General features: G+C 69.7%; 16 protein-coding genes. 6 read left to right on the top strand and 10 right to left on the bottom strand.

Going from position 1 to position 18,081, the window contains the following annotated elements:
- Positions 1–66 precede the first annotated feature (66 nt).
- The 3 genes from dnaE to N8J89_RS10750 form a co-directional block, all read right to left on the bottom strand.
- Positions 67–3,612: a DNA polymerase III subunit alpha gene (gene dnaE / locus N8J89_RS10760; RefSeq protein ID WP_283664183.1), complete on the bottom strand. Its 3,546-nt coding sequence runs from the start codon at positions 3,610–3,612 to the stop codon at positions 67–69.
- A gap of 250 nt (positions 3,613–3,862) precedes the next feature.
- Positions 3,863–5,068, bottom strand: a complete 1,206-nt coding sequence (locus N8J89_RS10755; RefSeq protein WP_283664182.1) for a class I SAM-dependent RNA methyltransferase — start codon at positions 5,066–5,068, stop codon at positions 3,863–3,865.
- The gene (locus N8J89_RS10750; protein ID WP_283664181.1) at positions 5,065–7,125 is read right to left on the bottom strand and encodes an APC family permease; all 2,061 of its coding nucleotides are present in this window, start codon (positions 7,123–7,125) and stop codon (positions 5,065–5,067) included. The genes N8J89_RS10755 and N8J89_RS10750 overlap by 4 nt, the downstream gene beginning before the upstream one ends.
- A 139-nt stretch (positions 7,126–7,264) precedes the next feature.
- Between N8J89_RS10750 and N8J89_RS10745 the strand changes: the two genes are divergently transcribed.
- Together N8J89_RS10745 and N8J89_RS10740 are read left to right on the top strand one after the other, a co-directional pair.
- Positions 7,265–7,930, top strand: coding sequence for a potassium channel family protein (locus N8J89_RS10745; RefSeq protein WP_283664180.1), 666 nt, complete (start codon positions 7,265–7,267; stop codon positions 7,928–7,930).
- A complete protein-coding gene (locus tag N8J89_RS10740; RefSeq protein ID WP_283664179.1) occupies positions 7,930–8,586 on the top strand; it encodes a potassium channel family protein in 657 nt (218 codons plus the stop codon). The genes N8J89_RS10745 and N8J89_RS10740 overlap by 1 nt, the downstream gene beginning before the upstream one ends.
- A 68-nt stretch (positions 8,587–8,654) precedes the next feature.
- Here N8J89_RS10740 and N8J89_RS10735 read toward each other — a convergent pair whose 3' ends face one another.
- From N8J89_RS10735 to dut, 4 genes are all read right to left on the bottom strand, one after another.
- Positions 8,655–9,368 carry a DUF3159 domain-containing protein gene (locus tag N8J89_RS10735; protein WP_283664178.1) on the bottom strand — a complete coding sequence of 238 codons (714 nt, stop codon included), beginning with the start codon at positions 9,366–9,368 and terminating at the stop codon, positions 8,655–8,657.
- 10 nt (positions 9,369–9,378) lie between these two features.
- Complete coding sequence (locus N8J89_RS10730; RefSeq protein ID WP_449727130.1) at positions 9,379–9,753, bottom strand: OB-fold nucleic acid binding domain-containing protein; 375 nt, start codon at positions 9,751–9,753, stop codon at positions 9,379–9,381.
- Positions 9,754–10,000: 247 nt separating this feature from the next.
- Positions 10,001–10,642 (bottom strand): DUF3710 domain-containing protein, encoded by a 642-nt coding sequence (locus tag N8J89_RS10725; protein ID WP_283664176.1) that lies wholly within the window; start codon positions 10,640–10,642, stop codon positions 10,001–10,003.
- 4 nt (positions 10,643–10,646) lie between these two features.
- On the bottom strand, positions 10,647–11,150 hold the full coding sequence (gene dut / locus N8J89_RS10720) for a dUTP diphosphatase (protein ID WP_283664175.1): 504 nt from the start codon (positions 11,148–11,150) through the stop codon (positions 10,647–10,649).
- 25 nt (positions 11,151–11,175) lie between these two features.
- Between dut and N8J89_RS10715 the strand changes: the two genes are divergently transcribed.
- Positions 11,176–11,670 (top strand): DUF3093 domain-containing protein, encoded by a 495-nt coding sequence (locus N8J89_RS10715; RefSeq protein ID WP_283664174.1) that lies wholly within the window; start codon positions 11,176–11,178, stop codon positions 11,668–11,670.
- A gap of 85 nt (positions 11,671–11,755) precedes the next feature.
- Here N8J89_RS10715 and N8J89_RS10710 read toward each other — a convergent pair whose 3' ends face one another.
- On the bottom strand, positions 11,756–12,055 hold the full coding sequence (locus tag N8J89_RS10710) for a DUF4193 domain-containing protein (RefSeq protein WP_086788161.1): 300 nt from the start codon (positions 12,053–12,055) through the stop codon (positions 11,756–11,758).
- Between the two features lie 318 nt (positions 12,056–12,373).
- Between N8J89_RS10710 and cei the strand changes: the two genes are divergently transcribed.
- A complete protein-coding gene (cei, locus tag N8J89_RS10705; RefSeq protein ID WP_502868438.1) occupies positions 12,374–13,093 on the top strand; it encodes an envelope integrity protein Cei in 720 nt (239 codons plus the stop codon).
- A gap of 918 nt (positions 13,094–14,011) precedes the next feature.
- Here the strand turns inward: cei and N8J89_RS10700 are convergent.
- The gene (locus N8J89_RS10700; RefSeq protein ID WP_283664172.1) at positions 14,012–14,992 is read right to left on the bottom strand and encodes an inositol monophosphatase family protein; all 981 of its coding nucleotides are present in this window, start codon (positions 14,990–14,992) and stop codon (positions 14,012–14,014) included.
- Positions 14,993–15,064: 72 nt separating this feature from the next.
- Here N8J89_RS10700 and ppgK point away from each other — a divergent pair, with 72 nt between their 5' ends.
- A complete protein-coding gene (ppgK, locus tag N8J89_RS10695; protein WP_283664171.1) occupies positions 15,065–15,823 on the top strand; it encodes a polyphosphate--glucose phosphotransferase in 759 nt (252 codons plus the stop codon).
- Positions 15,824–15,979: 156 nt separating this feature from the next.
- Complete coding sequence (locus tag N8J89_RS10690; RefSeq protein ID WP_283664170.1) at positions 15,980–17,305, top strand: RNA polymerase sigma factor; 1,326 nt, start codon at positions 15,980–15,982, stop codon at positions 17,303–17,305.
- 60 nt (positions 17,306–17,365) lie between these two features.
- On the opposite strand, the gene N8J89_RS10685 is transcribed toward N8J89_RS10690, so the two are convergent.
- Complete coding sequence (locus tag N8J89_RS10685; protein ID WP_283664169.1) at positions 17,366–18,067, bottom strand: hypothetical protein; 702 nt, start codon at positions 18,065–18,067, stop codon at positions 17,366–17,368.
- Positions 18,068–18,081 lie beyond the last annotated feature (14 nt).

Genomic DNA, 18,081 nt, shown 5'->3' with positions numbered 1-18,081 from the left:
CGTCCACCCGCCACTCGAACGGGTGGACGTCGTCCAGGCTACTGGTCTTGTCTGGGCAACTTCCGGCTAAGCGCTGACCGCGATACCCGGCAGGGCCTTGATCTCGCCCATGAACGCCGGGGTGAGCTTGATCGGGTAGTCGTCCACCGCCATCATCACGGCCTCGCGCCGGAACATCAGCTTGAGGTGCACCGGGGTGTCGCCCTTGTGCATGGACAGCGTCCGCTTGAGCTCCAGCAGGACTTCCTCGTTCAGCTTCTCCGGGTTGCAGGCCAGCACGAACGGCGGGTCCATGCCGGGGTTGTTCTCCGCGTCGGCGATGTCCAGCGGGATCACCCCGCCGCCGAAGATGGACATCTTGTCCTCGCGCCAGTTCACCCTGCCCTTGATCGCCACCGCGGCGTCCTCGACCAGGTCGGCCGACAGCACGCTGTAGCTCTTCGGGAAGAACAGCACCTCGATGGAGGCGTCCAGGTCCTCCACCGTGGCGATGGCCCACGGCTCGCCGTTCTTGTTCACCCGCCGCTCCAGGCCGGAGATCATCCCGGCGATGACCACCTCGCCCTCCCGGGGCGGGTCGTTGAGCAGCTCGGCGATGGTCTTCTGCGCGTTCTTGCGCAGGATCCGCTCGGCGCCGTCCAGTGGGTGCGCGGAGACGTAGAGGCCGAGCATCTCCCGCTCGAAGCTGAGCATCTGCTTGCGCGGCCACTCCTCGGCGCCGAACTTCAGGTGCGCCAGCGGGGAGGAGTCCTCGCCCGCCTCGCTGTCGTCACCGCCGCCGAAGAGGTCGAACTGGCCCATCGCCTCCTGGCGCTTGAGGCCGACCACGGCGTCCACGGCTTCCTCGTGCACCTGCATGAGGGCCAGCCGGGTGTTGTCGAAGGAGTCGAACGCGCCCGCCTTGATCAGCGACTCGATGACCCGCTTGTTGCAGCAGACCAGCTCGGACTTGTCCAGGAAGTCGGTGAAGGAGGCGTACTTCCCCTTCTTCTCCCTGGTGACGATGATCGACTCGACCACGTTGGCGCCGACGTTGCGGATCGCGCCGAGGCCGAAGCGGATGTCGGTGCCGACCGCGGAGAAGCGCAGCGCGGACTCGTTGACATCCGGCGGCAGCACCTTGATGCCCAGTCGGCGGCACTCGGAGAGGTAGACCGCGGACTTGTCCTTGTTGTCACCGACCGAGGTGAGCAGCGCGGCCATGTACTCGGCGCGGTAGTTCGCCTTGAGGTAGGCGGTCCAGTAGGAGACCAGGCCGTAGGCGGCCGCGTGCGACTTGTTGAACGCGTAGCCGGCGAACGGGAGAATCGTGTCCCAGAGCGCTTTGACCGCCTCGTCGGAGAAGCCGTTGGCCTGCATTCCGGCGTGGAAGCCCTCGAACTCCTTTTCCAGGACCTCCTGCTTCTTCTTGCCCATCGCCTTGCGCAGCACATCCGCGCGGCCCATCGAATAGCCCGCGACCTTCTGCGCGATGAACATGATCTGCTCTTGGTAGACGATCAGGCCGTAGGTCTCGGAGAGGATCTCCCGCAGCGGTTCCTCCAGCTCCGGGTGGATCGGCTTGACCTCTTGCCGCTTGTTCTTGCGGTCGGCGTAGTCGTTGTGCGCGTTCATCCCCATCGGGCCGGGGCGGTACAGCGCGCCGACCGCGACGATGTCCTCGAAGGCGTTGGGCTGCATGCGGCGCAGCAGGTCGCGCATGGGGCCGCCGTCGAGCTGGAACACCCCGAGGGTGTCGCCGCGGCTGAGCAGCTCGTAGGTGGTCTTGTCGTCGAGGGCGAGGGTGTCCAGGTCGATGTCCTGGCCGCGGTTGGCCTTGACGTTGTCGATGGCATCACCCATGACGGTGAGGTTGCGCAGGCCGAGGAAGTCCATCTTCAGCAGGCCGAGGTTCTCACACGACGGGTAGTCCCAGCCGGTGATGATCGAGCCGTCGTCGCGCCGCCACAGCGGGATGGACTCGATCAGCGGCTCGGAGGACATGATCACCGCGCAGGCGTGCACACCGGCGTTGCGGATCAGGCCCTCCAGGCCGCGCGCGGTCTCGAAGATCTTGGCCACGTCCTGGTCGTTCTCGATCAGGGTGCGGACCTCGGCGGCCTCGCCGTAGCGCTCGTGCTTGGGGTTGACGATGCCGGAGAGCGGGATGTCCTTGGCCATGATCGGCGGCGGCAGCGCCTTGGAGATCTTGTCCGCGATGGCGAACCCGGGCTGCCCGTAGTGCACGCGCGCCGAGTCCTTGATCGCGGCCTTGGTCTTGATGGTGCCGAAGGTGATCACCTGGGCGACCCGGTCGCTGCCCCACTTCTCGGTGGCGTAGCGCACCATCTCGCCGCGCCTGCGGTCGTCGAAGTCGATGTCGATGTCGGGCATGGCGGTGCGCTCGGGGTTGAGGAACCGCTCGAACAGCAGGCCGTGCGGGATCGGGTCGATGTTGGTGATGCCCAGCGCGTAGGCCACCAGCGCGCCCGCGGCCGAGCCACGGCCGGGCCCGACCCGGATGCCCACGGACTTGGCGTAGGAGACCAGGTCGCCGACCACCAGGAAGTAGGCCGGGAACCCCTTGCCCGCGATCACGTTCAGCTCGAACTCGGCCCGCTCCACGTAGCCGTCCGGAATGCCGTCCGGGAAGCGGCGGTGCAGCCCCTCCATGACCTGCTTGAAGAGGAAGGACTCCTGCGTCTCGCCCTCGGGCACCGGGAAGACCGGCATCCGGTCCCGGTGCGCCCACACGTCGTCGTAGGACTCGACCATCTCCGCGATCAGCAGCGTGTTGTCGCAGGCGCCCTCGACCTGGCCGTCCCACAGCTCGCGCATCTCCGCGGCCGACTTCAGGTAGTAGCCGTCGCCGTCGAACTTGAACCGGTTCGGGTCGGAGAGCATCTTGCCGGACTGCACGCACAGCAACGCGGAGTGCGCGTCGGCCTGGTCCTTGGTGACGTAGTGGCTGTCGTTGGTGGCCAGCGGCGGGATGTTGAGCTTCTTGCCGATCGCCAGCAGCCCCTCGCGCACCCGCCGCTCGATGGACAGCCCGTGGTCCATCAGTTCGAGGAAGAAGTTCTCCGCCCCGAAGATGTCGCGGTAGTCCGCCGCGGCCTGGATCGCCTCGGCCTCGTGCCCCAGCCGCAGCCGGGTCTGCACCTCGCCGGAGGGGCAGCCGGTGGTGGCGATGATCCCCTCGGCGTTCTCCGCGATGATCTCCCGGTCCATCCGGGGCTTGTAGTAGTAGCCCTCCATGGACGCCTGGCTGGACAGCCGGAACAGGTTGCGCACCCCGGTGGAGTTCTTGGCCACCATGGTCATGTGCGTGTAGGCGCCGGCGCCGGAGATGTCGTCGCCACGCTGGCCCGGGTCGCCCCAGAACACCGGCTTCTTGTGGAACCGGCTGGTCGGCGCGATGTAGGCCTCGATGCCGATGATCGGCTTGATGCCGTGCTTGCGGGCCTGCTGGTAGAACTCGTCGCCGCCGTACATGTTGCCGTGGTCGGTCATGCCCACCGCGGGCATCTCCAACCGCGCCGCCTCCGCGAACAACGGAGCGATCTTGGCCGCCCCGTCGAGCATGGAGTACTCGGTGTGCACATGCAGGTGGACGAATGAGTCGCCAGACACCGGCCAAACCTCCCAGGATCGCATACCCGCACGGGCGGCCCCCGCGTAGCGCGCCGGTTGAGCAACCTATCAAGCACAAGATCGGCGCGTGGCGGCGAGGTCTCCCCATCTTGCGCCAAGATCCGGGCCAGGTGTGGGAACGACACTGATCGACATCGATCCCTTTCGTGGCAACGGTTTCAACGCGCGAGCAGAGCTATGCCCTCTCCACGACCGCACGGCAAGGGCGGTGCGCCGACCGCCTCGGCGTTCACCGCGTGAGCAAGGCGATGCACTCCATGTGATGAGTCATCGGGAACGCGTCGAACGCCCGCAGCTCCCGGAGCTCGTACCCCTGCCCCCGGAACAACCCGACATCCCGCGCCAGCGCCGCCGGATCACACGCCACGTGCACCACCCGCGACGGCCCGGCCGCCGCCACCGCGGCCACCACGTCCTTGCCCGCGCCCTTGCGCGGCGGGTCCAGCACCACCACGTCCGGCCGCTCGTCCCGCAGCTCCGCCGACCCCAGCAGCCGCTCCACCCGGCCGACCCGCAACCGCACCTGCGGCAGGTCCACCAGGTTCGCCGTGCCGTCCACCACGGCCCGCTTCGAGGACTCGATCGCCAGCACCGAGCCGGTCGGCCCGACCTGCCTGGCCAGCACCGAGGCGAACAGCCCGACCCCGCCGTAGAGGTCCCAGGCCGTGCCACCCACCGGCGCCTGGGCCCACTCCTCGACGACCCCGGCGAAGGTGTCCGCGGCCGCGGGGTGCACCTGCCAGAAGCCGCCTGCGGCCAGTCGCCAGTCGCGGCCCGCGGCGTGTTCGTGGGCCAGGCCGTCGCCGGCCATGATCCGCGGCGGGCGGTCCTTGCGGATCTCGGCCACGTGCACCTGGCCCGCGCCGTCCTTGGCCACCTCCAGCTCGGTACCCGGCTTCCAGCTGCGGCTGAGCACGCCCTCCAGCGCGCCGGGTGCCGCGATCGGGCAGTCCCGCAGCGGGATCACCCGGTGGCTGCGGTGCGCGCGCAGGCCGGCCCGGCCGCCGCTGCCCACCGCGAGGCGGACCCGGGTGCGCCAGTCCAGCTGACCGCCGGGCAGCTCCTCGACCGTGACCTGCCGGTCCAGGCCCGCGATCCGCTTGAGCTGCTCCATCACCACGGCGGCCTTGAGCGCGCGCTGGGCGGCGGGGCTGGCGTGTTGCCAGTCGCAGCCGCCGCACTCGCCGGGCGCGGCCAGTGGGCAGGGCGGGGTGAGCCGGTCCGGCGACGGGGTGTGCACGGTGACCGCGTCCGCCCGGCAGAACGAGCCGCCGTTGTCCTCGGTCACCTGGACCAGGGCCTTCTCCCCCGGCAGCGCGTGCCGGACGAAGAGCACCCTGCCCTCGTGCCGGGCGACGCAGTGGCCGCCGTGCGCCACCGGGCCGATCTCGACTTCCAGCGTGCGACCGGTCCAGTCCAGGCGGTCCTGACTCACTTCTTGGTTTCCGCCTTCTTCTCGGCCTTCTTGCGCCGCTCTTCGGCGGCCTTGCGTGCGGCGTGCACCGGGTCGAAGCCACGGCGGATCGCACCGGGGGTGACCACCGGCGCCTCCTTGACCCTGCGCTGGGAGGAGACCAGCTGCCAGGGCACCGAGACCACCATGACGCCCGGCTGGAACAGCAGCCTGCCCTTCAGGCGCAGCGCGCTCTGGTTGTGCAGCAGGTGCTCCCACCAGCGGCCCACCACGTACTCCGGGATGAACACGGTCACCACGTCGCGCGGGTTCGTGCTGCGGATCCGCTTCACGTAGTCCAGCACCGGCTTGGTGATCTCGCGGTAGGGCGACTCGACCACCTTCAGCGGCACCGGCAGGTCCTGCCGCTCCCACTCGGTGACCAGCCGCCGGGTGTCGGTGTCGTCCACGTTCACCGTGACCGCCTCCAGCACGTCCGGCCGGGTGGCCCTGGCGAAGCTGATCGCGCGCATGGTCGGCATGTGCAGCTTGGAGACCAGCACCACCGCGTGGTTGCGCGCGGGCAGGGTGTGCGAGCGGTCGCTCTCGGCCGCCTCCAGCTCCTGCGCCACGTGGTCGTAGTGCCTGCGGATACCGGTCATCAGCGCGAACACCGCGCCCATCGCCGCGATCGCCACCCAGGCGCCCAGGGTGAACTTGGTGATCAGCACCACGATGAGCACCACGCCGGTCATCACCATGCCGAAACCGCTGATCAGCCGGGACCGCTTGAGCCGGGAGACGATCGCGGTGTCCTGCTCGCCGCGCAGCAGCCGGTTCCAGTGCCGGACCATGCCGGCCTGGCTGAGGGTGAAGGAGACGAACACGCCCACCGTGTAGAGCGGGATCAGCCTGCCCACCTCGGCCTCGTACAGGATGACCAGCAGGATGGCGAACCCGGCGAGGAAGACGATGCCGTTGGAGAAGGCCAGCCGGTCGCCGCGGGTGTGCAGCTGGCGCGGCAGGTAGCGGTCCTGGGCCAGGATCGAGCCGAGCACCGGGAAGCCGTTGAACGCGGTGTTCGCGGCCAGCACCAGGATCAGCGCGGTGACCGCGGCGATGAACACCGCGCCCACCGGGAAGCCGTCGAAGACCGCGTTGGCGATCTGCACCACCATGGTCTTCTGGTGGTAGCCCTCCGGCGCGCCGACCAGCTGCGTCGCCGGGTGCTCGGCGATCTTGACCCCGGTCAGCTGGGCCAGCGTGACCAGGCCCATCAGCATGATCACCGCGATCAGGCCCATCATCAGCAGCGTGGTGGCCGCGTTGCGCGACTTCGGCTTGCGGAAGGCGGGCACCCCGTTGCTGATCGCCTCCACGCCGGTCAGCGCGGCGCAGCCCTGGGTGAAGGAGCGCAGCACGATCATGGCCAGCGCCAGGCCCATCAGCTCGTCGTGCTCGGCGTTCAGGGTGAACCCGGCGCTCTCCGCGCGCATCGGCTCGTCCAGCACGAACCCGCGCACCAGACCGAACAGGATCATCAGGATCATGCCGATCATGAACGCGTAGGTCGGGATGGCGAAGGCGCTGCCGGACTCCCGGATGCCGCGCAGGTTGACCGCGGTGAGCAGCACGATGGCCACCACCGCGAAGATCACCTTGTGCTCGGCCACGTAGGGGATCAGCGAGCCGATGTTGGCCATCGCCGAGGAGATCGACACCGCCACGGTGAGGATGTAGTCCACCAGCAGCGCGCTGCCCACGGTCAGACCGCCGTAGCGGCCCAGGTTCGCGTTGGCGATCTCGTAGTCGCCGCCGCCGGAGGGGTAGGCGTGCACGTTCTGCCGGTAGCTGAAGACGACGGTCATCATGACCACCGCGACCGCGACCCCGATCCACGGCGCGAACACATAGCCCGAGATCCCGGCCACGGACAGCACCAGGAAGATCTCCTCCGGCGCGTAGGCCACCGAGGACAGCGCGTCGGAGGCGAACACCGGCAGCGCGATGCGCTTGGGCAGCAGCGTGTGGGAGAGCCGGTCACTGCGGAACGGCCGCCCCACCAGGAGGCGTTTGGCCGCGGTGGCGAACTTGGACACGGAGGGCAGCGTAGAGGGACCGCGTGAACCGGGGCTGGCCAGCCGTCGGTATGTTGGAAATGTCTGGACACAGGTCGCGGCCATCCCCCGAACGGGGGAAGGTTGAGGGTGCACGGTTCGTGCTTGGAGGAGGAACTTAGTGCACGTGGTCATCATGGGCTGCGGCCGAGTCGGATCATCGCTGGCCAAGGGCCTGGAACGGCTGGGTCACACGGTCGCGGTCGTGGACAAGAACGTGCAGTCCTTCCGCAGGCTGGGCGGGGACTTCCACGGTCAGCAGGTGGTCGGCATCGGCTTCGACCGGCAGGTGCTGATCGAGGCCGGCATCGAGCGGGCCGGGGCCTTCGCCGCGGTCTCCAACGGCGACAACTCCAACATCATCTCCGCCAGGGTGGCCAGCGAGACCTTCGGCGTCGAGCACGTGGTCGCCCGGATCTACGACCCCAAGCGGGCCGCGGTGTACGAGCGGCTGGGCATCCCCACCGTGGCCACCGTGCCCTGGACCACCGACCGGTTCCTGCGGATGCTGCTGCCCGACGGGGTGGCCACCGCCTGGCGCGACCCCTCCGGCACGGTGGCGGTCTTCCAGCTGCCGCTGCACGAGGGCTGGGTGGGCCGGGGCGTGCGCGAGGTCGAGGCGGCGGTCGGCGCCAGGGTGGCCTTCGTGATGCGCTTCGGCACCGGCGTGCTGCCGGACCGGGACACCGTGGTGCAGTCCGGTGACCAGATCTACGTGGCCGCGCTGTCCGGCACCGTCACCGACGTGAGCGCCGCGGCGGCGCAGGCTCCCGAGGAGAACAACTGATGCGCGTCGCCATCGCCGGGGCCGGGGCCGTCGGCCGGTCCATCGCCCGCGAGCTGCTGGACTCCAACCACCAGGTGATGCTGATCGAGCGGGACCGCGACCACTTCGACCCGCACGCGGTCGAGCAGGCCGAGTGGGTGCACGCCGACGCCTGCGAGCTGTCCTCCCTGGAGGAGGCCGGCATGGAGCTGTGCGACGTGGTGATCGCCGCGACCGGGGACGACAAGGTCAACCTGGTGGTGGCGCTGCTGGCCAAGACCGAGTTCGCGGTGCGCCGGGTGGTGGCCAGGGTCAACGACCCGCGCAACGAGTGGCTGTTCACCGAGGCGTGGGGGGTGGACGTGGCGGTGTCCACCCCGCGCATGCTGGCCGCCATGGTCGAGGAGGCGGTCACCGTCGGCGACCTGGTCCGGCTGCTGACCTTCCGCCAGGGCCAGGCCAACCTGGTCGAGGTCACCCTGCCCGAGGACACCCCGCTGTCGGGCCGCGCGGTCAAGGCCCTGCGCCTGCCCCGCGACGCCGCCCTGGTGACCATCCTGCGCGGCGGCCGGGTCATCGTGCCGCAGCCCGACGACACCCTGGAAGCCGGCGACGAGCTCCTGTTCGTAGCCACCAGCGACGTCGAGAACGAGGTCCAGCAAGCCCTGCTCACCTGACCACAACGGCCAACACGCAAGTCGAACCGCGTGTTGGCCGTTGTCGTACGGGGTGTTGGCCGTTGTGGTCAGGCCGGGGCTGGCTGGGCCGAGGCGTGCTCGTCCTCGATGCGCTTGGCGCGGCGCACCGCCCAGACGGTGACCAGCAGCGCGACCGCGGTCAGCGGGTAGCCCATGGCCAGGCGGGTGATGCCCAGCAGCGTGGTCTGGTCGCCCTCGTAGAGCCAGTTCTGCACCACGAACCGGGCCGCGAACACCAGCGTCCAGAACACGGTGGCCAGGTCGTAGCCGAAGCGGGCCTTCGGGTGCTCGCGCCAGCCGAAACCGTGGCCGTTGAGCCCGGACCAGATGACGCCCACCAGCGGCCAGCGCACCAGCAGCGAGATCAGGAACAGGCCGCCGAAGATCAGGCTGACCCAGATGCCGTAGAGGAAGAAGCCCTTGGCCTCGCCGACCCGGTAGGCGATGAACGCGGCGATGCCGACGCCCATCACGCCCGAGATCGCGGGCATCATCTTCTCCTTGCGGACCAGCCGCCACACGCCGATCAGCACGGCCACGCCCAGGGCGCTCCAGATGGCCGGCCACATGCTGGTGGCCCAGTTGACGAAGACGAACACCGCGACCGGCACGGAGGCGGAGATGAAGCCGACCAGGCCGCCCATCTGCTCCCACATGGTCGGCATGGGTTCGACGGCGTCCTCGGCGGGTTCGACAGCCGGGGACTCGGATTTCTCCAGCTCGGCGGACTGACCGGCCTGCGGAGTGGTGGGTTCGCTCATACGCTCACGATCAGGAGGTGGTCTGCAGCTCGTAGTACGGGTTGTAGAGCACTTTACGCCCGTCCCGCACGGCGATCCGCCCCCGCGCCTTGATCGTGCGTCCCGGCTCGATGCCGGGGATGCGGCGCCTGCCGAGCCACACCAGGGTGACTCCCTCGGTGCCGTCGTACAGCTCGGCTTCCAGGGTCGCCACCGCGTCGCGCGGGCACAGCTCGACGCTGCGCAGCCGCCCCAGCACGGTGACCTCCTCGCCGGATCGGCAGTCGCACGCCTTCACGGCGCCCTGTGCCTCGGCTTTTCGGGACAGGTCGTCGGCGTCCAGCTCGCTGACGTCACTCGTCAGCCTGCGGACCATCCGCCGCCAGTAGCCCCCGCTGCCACTCATTCCGGCGCTCCCCATACGAAAGGGGCCCTCGGATTGGCCCCGTTTATCGCCAGAGTAACCATCTGGGGGTGGTTTTACTCCAGCTGGCTTGACCGGCGGTTTCACCGTTTAGAACGCCCCAGAAGGGGACAAAGTTCCCGGTCTGTCGCCGCTGCTCGGCGGGGGTGTGCTTGGGCACAGCAGGCCAGATCACACCCGGGTCCGGAGCCGAACCCGGGTGCGCTGTTCTCTAGCCCTGGCGCTTTCGCTAGCCCTGTTCCTGGGCGAGGTGCTTGGCGATCGCCTCCGGCAGCTCCACTGGCAGCGGGGTGCGCACCGGCATCGGCTGGTCGCCCCGGACCACCACGGTGCCGCGCACGATCTCGCGCAGCGCCGCACCCGCGGCCGCGGACTGCTCGGTGGAGGAGGCGGCCACCGCGCGCAGCATCCAGCGCGGCCCGTCCACTCCGACGAAGCGCAGCGACATCTCCGGCGAGGAGGCCACCAGCTCGGTGCCCCAGTCGCCGCCCTCCAGCACCACCCTGGCACCGTCGCCGCGCAGCTGCTCGGCCAGCTCCTTGCTGACCTCCTGCCACAGCCCACCCGATCGGGGGGCGGCGAAGGCGCTCACGGTGAGCCTGGCCACCGGGGTCACCAGGTGCACGGCCTGCACCTCGCCCTCCGGCGCCACCTCGACCTGGAGCTGGGTGCCGTCGGGCACCGGCAGCCGGACCGAGCCCAGGTCGAGCCGGGACACCTGGTCGGCAGGCGCCTCCTTCTCGTCGTAGGGCCCGTCGAAGCCGTCCTCGGCAGGCAGGCCGTCGTGCTCGCCGCCCTGCTCCGCGCCGAGGGCGTGCCCCTGCTCGCCTGCCGCCTTGCGCCGCTTGCCGCGACGCCCGAACCCGAACATCCCCTCAGACCTCCGTCACTTCAGGCGAGCCGCCGTTGTGCCCGGCTCGCTGACCGGCCAGTACCGCGGCTCCCCCGGTCGACCCGTAGCCACCCGCGCCGCGCACGGACTCCGGCAGCTCGTCGACCTCGCGGAACTCGGCCTGTTCCACCCGCTGGACGACCAGCTGGGCGATCCGGTCGCCGCGGTGCAGCGTGATCGGCTCGCGCAGGTCGTGGTTGACCAGACAGATCTTGATCTCGCCGCGGTACCCCGCGTCGATGGTGCCAGGTGTGTTCACCACGCTGAGCCCCGCTCTGGCCGCCAGCCCCGACCTCGGGTGCACAAAGGCGGCGAACCCGATGGGCAGGGCGATCGCGACCCCGGTGCCGACCACCGCGCGCTCTCCCGGTGGCAGCACCAGGTCGCTGGTGGTCACCAGATCGGCGCCCGCGTCACCGGGGCGGGCGTAGGACGGTACGGGCACATCCGGATCGAGCCGGGTCAGGAGCACCTCAACGCTGGGCACGGCGGGCGACATTACCCTGGTGCCCGTGAGCAGGAACGCGCGCGCGGTCGATACGACCGGGGATGTCCTCTTCAGTGAGCGGCTCTACGTCCCGTGGTGGGGCTGGCCGCTGCCGCTGGCCGGTGCGGTGCTGCTGGCCGCGGAGATCCACATGGGGTACCCGGGAGTGCGCTCGTGGCTGCCCTACCTGCTGCTGGTGCCGCTGGTCGTGGTGACCATGCTGTGGCTGGGCAGGCAGCGGGTGCAGGTCAGGGGCGGCGAGCTGTGGGTGGGCGAGGCGCACCTGCCGCTGGAGTTCGTCGGCAGGGTCACCGCGCTGGACGTCAACGAGAAGCGCCCGGCGATGGGCCGGGACCTGGACCCGGCCGCCTTCGTGGCGCACCGGGGCTGGGTCGGGCCCGCCGTGCTGGTCGAGCTGACCGACCCGGAGGACCCCACGCCGTACTGGCTGTTCAGCACCCGGCGAGCCGAGCAGCTCGCGGAGCTGCTGCGCGCCGAGGCGGCCAAGCGCGCCGGTTAACACTTTGGTGTTCAGTTGACCCCTTGGTCAGGACACCAGCCGTCCCCAGGCTGGTGCCTGACCTCGTTGGCCGCGGAAGCCCTGCTCAGTCGCAGTCGCGGCAGATGTACTGCCCGTCCTTCTCCCTGGACAGCCTGCTGCGGTGGTGCAGCAGGAAGCAGCGGGAGCAGGTGAACTCGTCGTCCTGCTTCGGGAGCACCTTGACGGTCAGCTCCTCGCCGGACAGGTCGGCCCCGGGCAGCTCGAAGTTCTCGTCCGGCGCGTCGGTGTCGACGTCGACCACCCCGGACTGCGTCTCGTTGCGCCGCGCCTTGAGCTCTTCAAGCGAGTCCTCGGCGAGGTCGTCGGTCTCGCCACGGCGCGGTGCGTCGTAGTCGGTCGCCATCGTGTAGTCACCCCTGCGTTTTACTCAAGATGGTGGTTCGTGCCGCTGGTTAACGTTCCAGCGCACCGATTTGTGCCCGCCGTCCCCAGTGACGGCCGTCTCTTCTCGAGAACCCGGCGCCCCTGGCGAAGTCGATCAGGTAAATCGGCTTACCGGCGGGCCGGAGCGCCGAGAGGGTAGCCCATCGCGGTCCGGTGCGTTCACTGGGTCACCCAGAAGCGCGGTGGATGTGGTCAGCAGCACCCCATCGGCCGACAAAGGAAGACGAATCTGGTCACGCATGCTGAGCCGTTACCGCCTAGGCTGATCGACGACGTTGTGTACAGGCGATGGCGGACAACGCCGGGGAGGGCGGAGGACGTGGCTGCGGGGAGCGTGAGGCAGGGCCTCGGACGTTATCGGAGGCGACGCCCGCTGCCGGCGCTGGTCATCCTGGTCCTGCTCGGCGTGATAGCGACTTTTGTGTGGACCAAGGTCTTCGGCAACGTGGGCGACGCCGAGGCCGCGGTCCGCTGCGACCCACCGCCCGCGGTGGAGGCCGGCAAGAAGCCGTACGAGGGCCAGGCCCAGCCGAGGGACGCGCTGGACAAAACGGATCCGTGGCCGGCCGCGGACGTCAAGCTGCGCGTGCTCAACGGCGGTGGCCTGCGCGGCCAGGGCAAGCTGGTCAACGAGGAACTGATGGGCTTCGGCTTCAACAAAGCGGGCGAACCCAGCGACGACCCGGTCTACGACAGCAAGCTCACCTGCCACGGCCAACTCCGCTACGGCCCCAACGGCGCCGGCGCGGCCCGCACCCTGAGCCTGCTGGCCCCGTGCGTGCAGCTGGTCAGGGACGAACGCCAGGACTCCACTGTGGACGTCGTACTGGGCAAGAAGTTCGACGGCATCAAGCCCTCCTCCAGCACCCGCCAACTCCTGGAAAAGCTCAAGGAGTGGGCCGACCAGCAACCAGAACGAGGCGGCCAGCAAGCCGCTCCCCCACCGCCGCAGCTCGACGCTGAACTCCTGGCGGCGGCCCGCAACGTGCACTGCTAGGCCGGTTCAGAACTCGCCTGGCGCATCGCCACTCGACTGACGCCCGTCCGGGAATTCTCCGGGCGGGCGTCGGGGTGTGAGTGGTCTGCCACTCATGCTTGGCTGACTGGGAGCGCTCGGGGTGCCGGATCTGCTCGGCCGTGGGAGTGGCTGGACACCATGGTCACTGGGCGTGCCAATCACCGTCGGCGGTAGTTCTCGGAGTCGGTAGTTCCCTGAGGCACCAGTGCTCGGCGGCAGCAGTTCGCGGCCGCGGCAGGTCCCGGAAGCGGCCGTCACACCCGTCGGCAGTACCTGGCACCGCAGCCTCCGGCGTCGCAGCAGCCTGACGCGCAGTCAACGACACCGCGACCGCCTGACACCGCAGTCACCAGCGCCATCGCCGACGCCGCAGTCGCCACACCTCGCAACAAATGAGTGGTCAACCACTCACAACTCACCGCGCCCGACTTGATCCCGCCTATGCGGTCGCCAACCCGCTCAGCCACCCATTCACCCCGCGCAATGTGCGCCACTCAGCCACTTCCCGCACCGGAGTGAGTGGTTGACCACTCACTCAAAGGACCTCGGGCTTCGTCAGTTCGAGCCCCCGCGCCGCTCAGGCCTCCGCGCCGTTCAGGACCGGGCACGGTTCACGGTCACGGCGCGGTTCACGGCCGCGCGCGGTTCAGGACTGCGCGGTCCAGGGCTTGCAAGCAGTTCAGGGCTGCGCGATTCAAAACTCCGCGTCCGCCCACACTCTCCGGTCACCAGGCGCTTCCAGGCGCTCGACCACCACCCCGCCCCGGCCACCATCAGTGAGTGGTCGACCAATCACTCTTCCGCAGCCCGCCGCAGAGGCTGCGATGACTGAGTGGCCTACCACTCACGATTCAACGGCCCGGTCGGCCAGCCTACTGACAGTGAGTGGTTGGCCAATCACACCTCTGACGCCCCGGACCGCCGCAGCAGTTCTGTCAGTTCTGCCGCCACACCGGGCGCGACAGCAAGCGTGATGTCAGCCCCCAAGCCGTCCGGGTTCGCCCCACGCGGGTCTGACCAACGTGGGTCAGACAAGCGTGGGTCCGCTCCAGCCGGATCCGACCCCGCCGGGTTCGACCCAACCGGATCCGCCCCAGCCGAATTGGCCCCAGCCCGATTCACCCCAGCCGAGTTCACCCCATACCCGCTCGGCCGCCGCACCACCGCCCCAGCCTCCTCCGCGATCAACCCACCGCCCGCCCAGTCCCAATGCCCAAGCCCATGCTCGAAATACGCGTCCACCCACCCCGCCGCCACCGAACACAAATCAATCGCCGCCGACCCACTCCGCCGCAGATCCCGCACCTCGCGAGCCAGCCGGGCGGCCAGGTCGGCCTGCCGGGACCGCCGCTCCACCTGGTACGCGAACCCCGTCGCGAGCAACGTCAGCGACAGCTCCGTCGTGGCCGAGGCGCGCAGTGGCTCGCCGTCCAGGGTGGCGCCCTGGCCGCGGGCGGCGCTCCACACGCGGCCCGCGGCGGGTTCGACCACGGCGGCGGCCACGGCCAGGCCGTCGACCTCGGCGGCGACCGAGACCGCGTACTGCGGCAGGCCGTAGAGGTAGTTCACCGTGCCGTCGATGGGGTCGACCACCCAGCGGACCCTGGCGCCTGCCGCGTCGTCGCCGGCTTCCTCGCCCAGGACCCCGTCCTCGGGACGCAGTTCTGCCAGGCGGGAACGGATCAGTTCCTCGGCGGCGCGGTCGGCGGCGGTGACCACGTCGGTGGCCGTGCTCTTGGTGTCCACCGCGCCCGAGAACCGGCGCTGACCACCTCTCATGGCCGCGACCAGTTCCCCGGCCTCGCTCGCCACCTCGATCGCGACAGTGCGCAAACGGGACGCGTCCACCAACGTCGGTACCTCATCAGCCAGACCCACGGGACCATACGACCACATCAACGTTATGGTCTGCGCACCACGTTTCTGAATCGAGCAGGAAGGACCACGGGGATGAGCGCTACCCGAGGGTTCGGAGTCGATATCGGCGGCTCCGGCATCAAGGGCTGTGTCGTGGACCTCGAAACCGGTGTGCTCGAGGGCGAGCGGCTACGCATCCCCACCCCGCAGCCGTCGACGCCGGAAGCGGTCGCCGAGGTGGTCGCGGAGATCGTCGGGAAGTTCGGCTGGGAGGGGCCGGTCGGTGTCACCCTGCCCTGTGTGGTCAAGCGGGGCGTCGCGCACAGCGCCGCCAACGTCGACCCCGGTTGGATCGGCACGGACGCGGCCGCCCTGTTCGCCTCGAAGCTGGGCCGCTCCGCCGCCGAGGTGGTCGTGCTCAACGACGCCGACGCGGCCGGGCTGGCCGAGATGCGCTTCGGCGCGGGCGCGGGCAAGGACGGCACGGTGGTCCTGCTGACCTTCGGCACCGGTATCGGCAGCGCGGTGTTCCTGGACGGCAAGCTGGTCCCGAACACCGAGTTCGGCCACCTCGAGGTCGACGGGCACGACGCGGAGAAGCAGGCCGCGGCCTCGGTCAAGGAGGACCTGGACCTGTCCTGGGAGGAGTGGGCGCCCCGGGTGACCCGGTACCTGCGGGTGCTGGAGGACCTGGTGTGGCCGGACCTGGTGATCGCGGGCGGCGGGGTCAGCAAGAAGGCGCACAAGTGGCTGCCGCTGCTGGAAGCCCGCACCGAGGTGGTCGCGGCGACGCTGAAGAACGACGCCGGAATCGTCGGCGCGGCCAGCGCCGCGGCCCGGCTGCACGGCTGATTTCCCAGTCCCGGCCCGCAACGGCCGGACCGCTGTCGTCGTTACAATGGTGGGCGCCCGCGGCACTCTGCGCCGTGGGCACTCCCCCGAACACTTCCGGCGGCCTAGGTTCGCGCCCTTGGTCTGCCAGTGAACGAACCCCGCGAAAGGGCGTACGTGGCCACCGCAGACACCGCTACCCGGCCTTCCCCCGCACTGGAGGCCGACGAGCAGGCGACTACCCCCGCCCGCAAGGCCCCGGCGAAGACGGCGGCCAAGACCGCCGCCAAGAAGCCCGCGGCCCGGACCACCAAGGCCGCCGCCGGCAAGACCGCGGCCAAGGCACCGGCGAAGAAGACCGCCGCGAAGGCCGGCAGCGCGACCAAGGCGGTTGCCACCAAGGCCGCCGACGGCGACGAGCCGGTGCTGGAGGACATCGAGGAAGAGATCGACCTGGAGGCCGACCTCGTCGTCGACGAGCCGGAGCCGGTCGCGGAGGAGCCGCAGAAGTCGGGTGACTTCGTCTGGGACGAGGAGGAGTCCGAGGCGCTGCGGCAGGCCCGCAAGGACGCCGAGCTGACCGCCTCGGCCGACTCGGTTCGCGCCTACCTCAAGCAGATCGGCAAGGTCGCCCTCCTCAACGCCGAAGAGGAAGTGGCCCTGGCCAAGCGCATCGAAGCCGGGCTCTACGCCGCCGAGCGCTACCGCCAGATCGAGGAGGAGGGCGAGCAGCTCTCCACCCAGATGCGCCGCGACCTGCGCTGGATCATCCGGGACGGCGAGCGCGCCAAGAACCACCTGCTGGAGGCCAACCTCCGCCTGGTGGTCAGCCTCGCCAAGCGCTACACCGGTCGTGGCATGGCGTTCCTGGACCTGATCCAGGAAGGCAACCTGGGTCTGATCCGCGCGGTGGAGAAGTTCGACTACACCAAGGGTTACAAGTTCTCCACCTACGCCACGTGGTGGATCCGCCAGGCCATCACCCGCGCCATGGCCGACCAGGCCCGCACCATCCGCATCCCGGTGCACATGGTGGAAGTGATCAACAAGCTCGGCCGCATACAGCGTGAGCTGCTCCAGGACCTCGGCCGCGAGCCCACCCCCGAAGAGCTCGCCAAGGAAATGGACATCACGCCGGAGAAGGTCCTGGAGATCCAGCAGTACGCCCGCGAACCGATCTCGCTGGATCAGACCATCGGCGATGAGGGTGACTCCCAGCTGGGTGACTTCATCGAGGACTCCGAGGCCGTCGTCGCGGTGGACGCGGTGTCGTTCACGCTGTTGCAGGACCAGCTCCAGTCGGTGCTGGCCACCCTGTCCGAGCGTGAGGCGGGTGTGGTGCGGCTGCGGTTCGGGCTCACCGACGGCCAGCCCCGCACGCTGGATGAGATCGGCCAGGTCTACGGGGTGACCCGGGAGCGGATCCGTCAGATCGAGTCCAAGACGATGTCCAAGCTCCGGCACCCCTCGCGGTCCCAGGTCCTGCGCGACTACCTGGACTGAGTCCGAGCGAGAGTCGATGGGGCTCGTTCCGCGACCGCGGGGCGGGCCCCTGGCCTTCGGTCAGGACGGCGCGATCGTCCACTTCCCGGACGAGGTCACCTGCACCAGCGCCGAACCGGTGAACGGCACCGTGCCCTCGTAGCCACCGATCTCGTTGATCAGCAGCTCCAGCCTCGCGGTGATCATCGAGGCATGGTGGACGGCGAAGTTGCCCTCGCCGGTGTTCGTCACCTTCGCCACCTCGGACGTCCCACCGACGAGCAGCACGTCGTCGCCCCGGCCACTGACCGCCTCCCCCGCCGGCACCACCCGGCCAAGCCCGATCCCGCCCACGGTGAGCTTCCAGGCGCCCCTCGCCTGGACCGTCAGCGTGGTGGTCCGGCTGTTCTCCCTGATGTCGATCCAGCGCTTGCCGCTGTACGCGCCGATCTCGTTCACCAGCAGCGACTCGGCGCCGTCGGACTTGACCACGGTGTTCCCGGTGCACTTCGGGCACTCGAAGGCCACCACTCCGATGGCCCTGCGCCGGTCGAGCTTGATCACGCTGTCGCCCCTGCCCTGGTGCACCTTGGGCTCCTCCGGCGGTGGCGGCGGAGTGGTTGGCTCGACCGTGGTCGGCGGCGGAGTCGTGGTGGTGGCGGTCGCGGCGGCCGGAGTCGCGCTCGACGCCGCGGCCGGGCTCTCCGCCTGCTGGCGGTCAGTGCCGCGGTTGGCCATCCCGATGATCAGCACCACCGCGGCGCCGACTACCCAGGGCCACATCCGACGTCGGTGCC

This window comes from Crossiella sp. CA-258035, assembly GCF_030064675.1.
GTDB lineage: Bacteria > Actinomycetota > Actinomycetes > Mycobacteriales > Pseudonocardiaceae > Crossiella.
The sequence above is the reverse complement of the archived record's forward strand: the minus strand, read 5'-3'. Positions and strand labels throughout refer to the sequence as shown.

Excerpts from the sequence above, each read along its gene's own strand:
- N8J89_RS10725 (WP_283664176.1), bottom strand. The coding sequence starts at position 10,642 with ATGTTCGGGTTCGGGCGTCGCGGCAAGCGGCGCAAGGCGGCAGGCGAG.
- N8J89_RS10740 (WP_283664179.1), top strand. The coding sequence starts at position 7,930 with ATGCGCGTCGCCATCGCCGGGGCCGGGGCCGTCGGCCGGTCCATCGCC.
- N8J89_RS10710 (WP_086788161.1), bottom strand. The coding sequence starts at position 12,055 with ATGGCGACCGACTACGACGCACCGCGCCGTGGCGAGACCGACGACCTC.
- N8J89_RS10735 (WP_283664178.1), bottom strand. The coding sequence starts at position 9,368 with ATGAGCGAACCCACCACTCCGCAGGCCGGTCAGTCCGCCGAGCTGGAG.
- N8J89_RS10685 (WP_283664169.1), bottom strand. The coding sequence starts at position 18,067 with ATGTGGCCCTGGGTAGTCGGCGCCGCGGTGGTGCTGATCATCGGGATG.
- ppgK (WP_283664171.1), top strand. The coding sequence starts at position 15,065 with ATGAGCGCTACCCGAGGGTTCGGAGTCGATATCGGCGGCTCCGGCATC.
- N8J89_RS10730 (WP_449727130.1), bottom strand. The coding sequence starts at position 9,753 with ATGAGTGGCAGCGGGGGCTACTGGCGGCGGATGGTCCGCAGGCTGACG.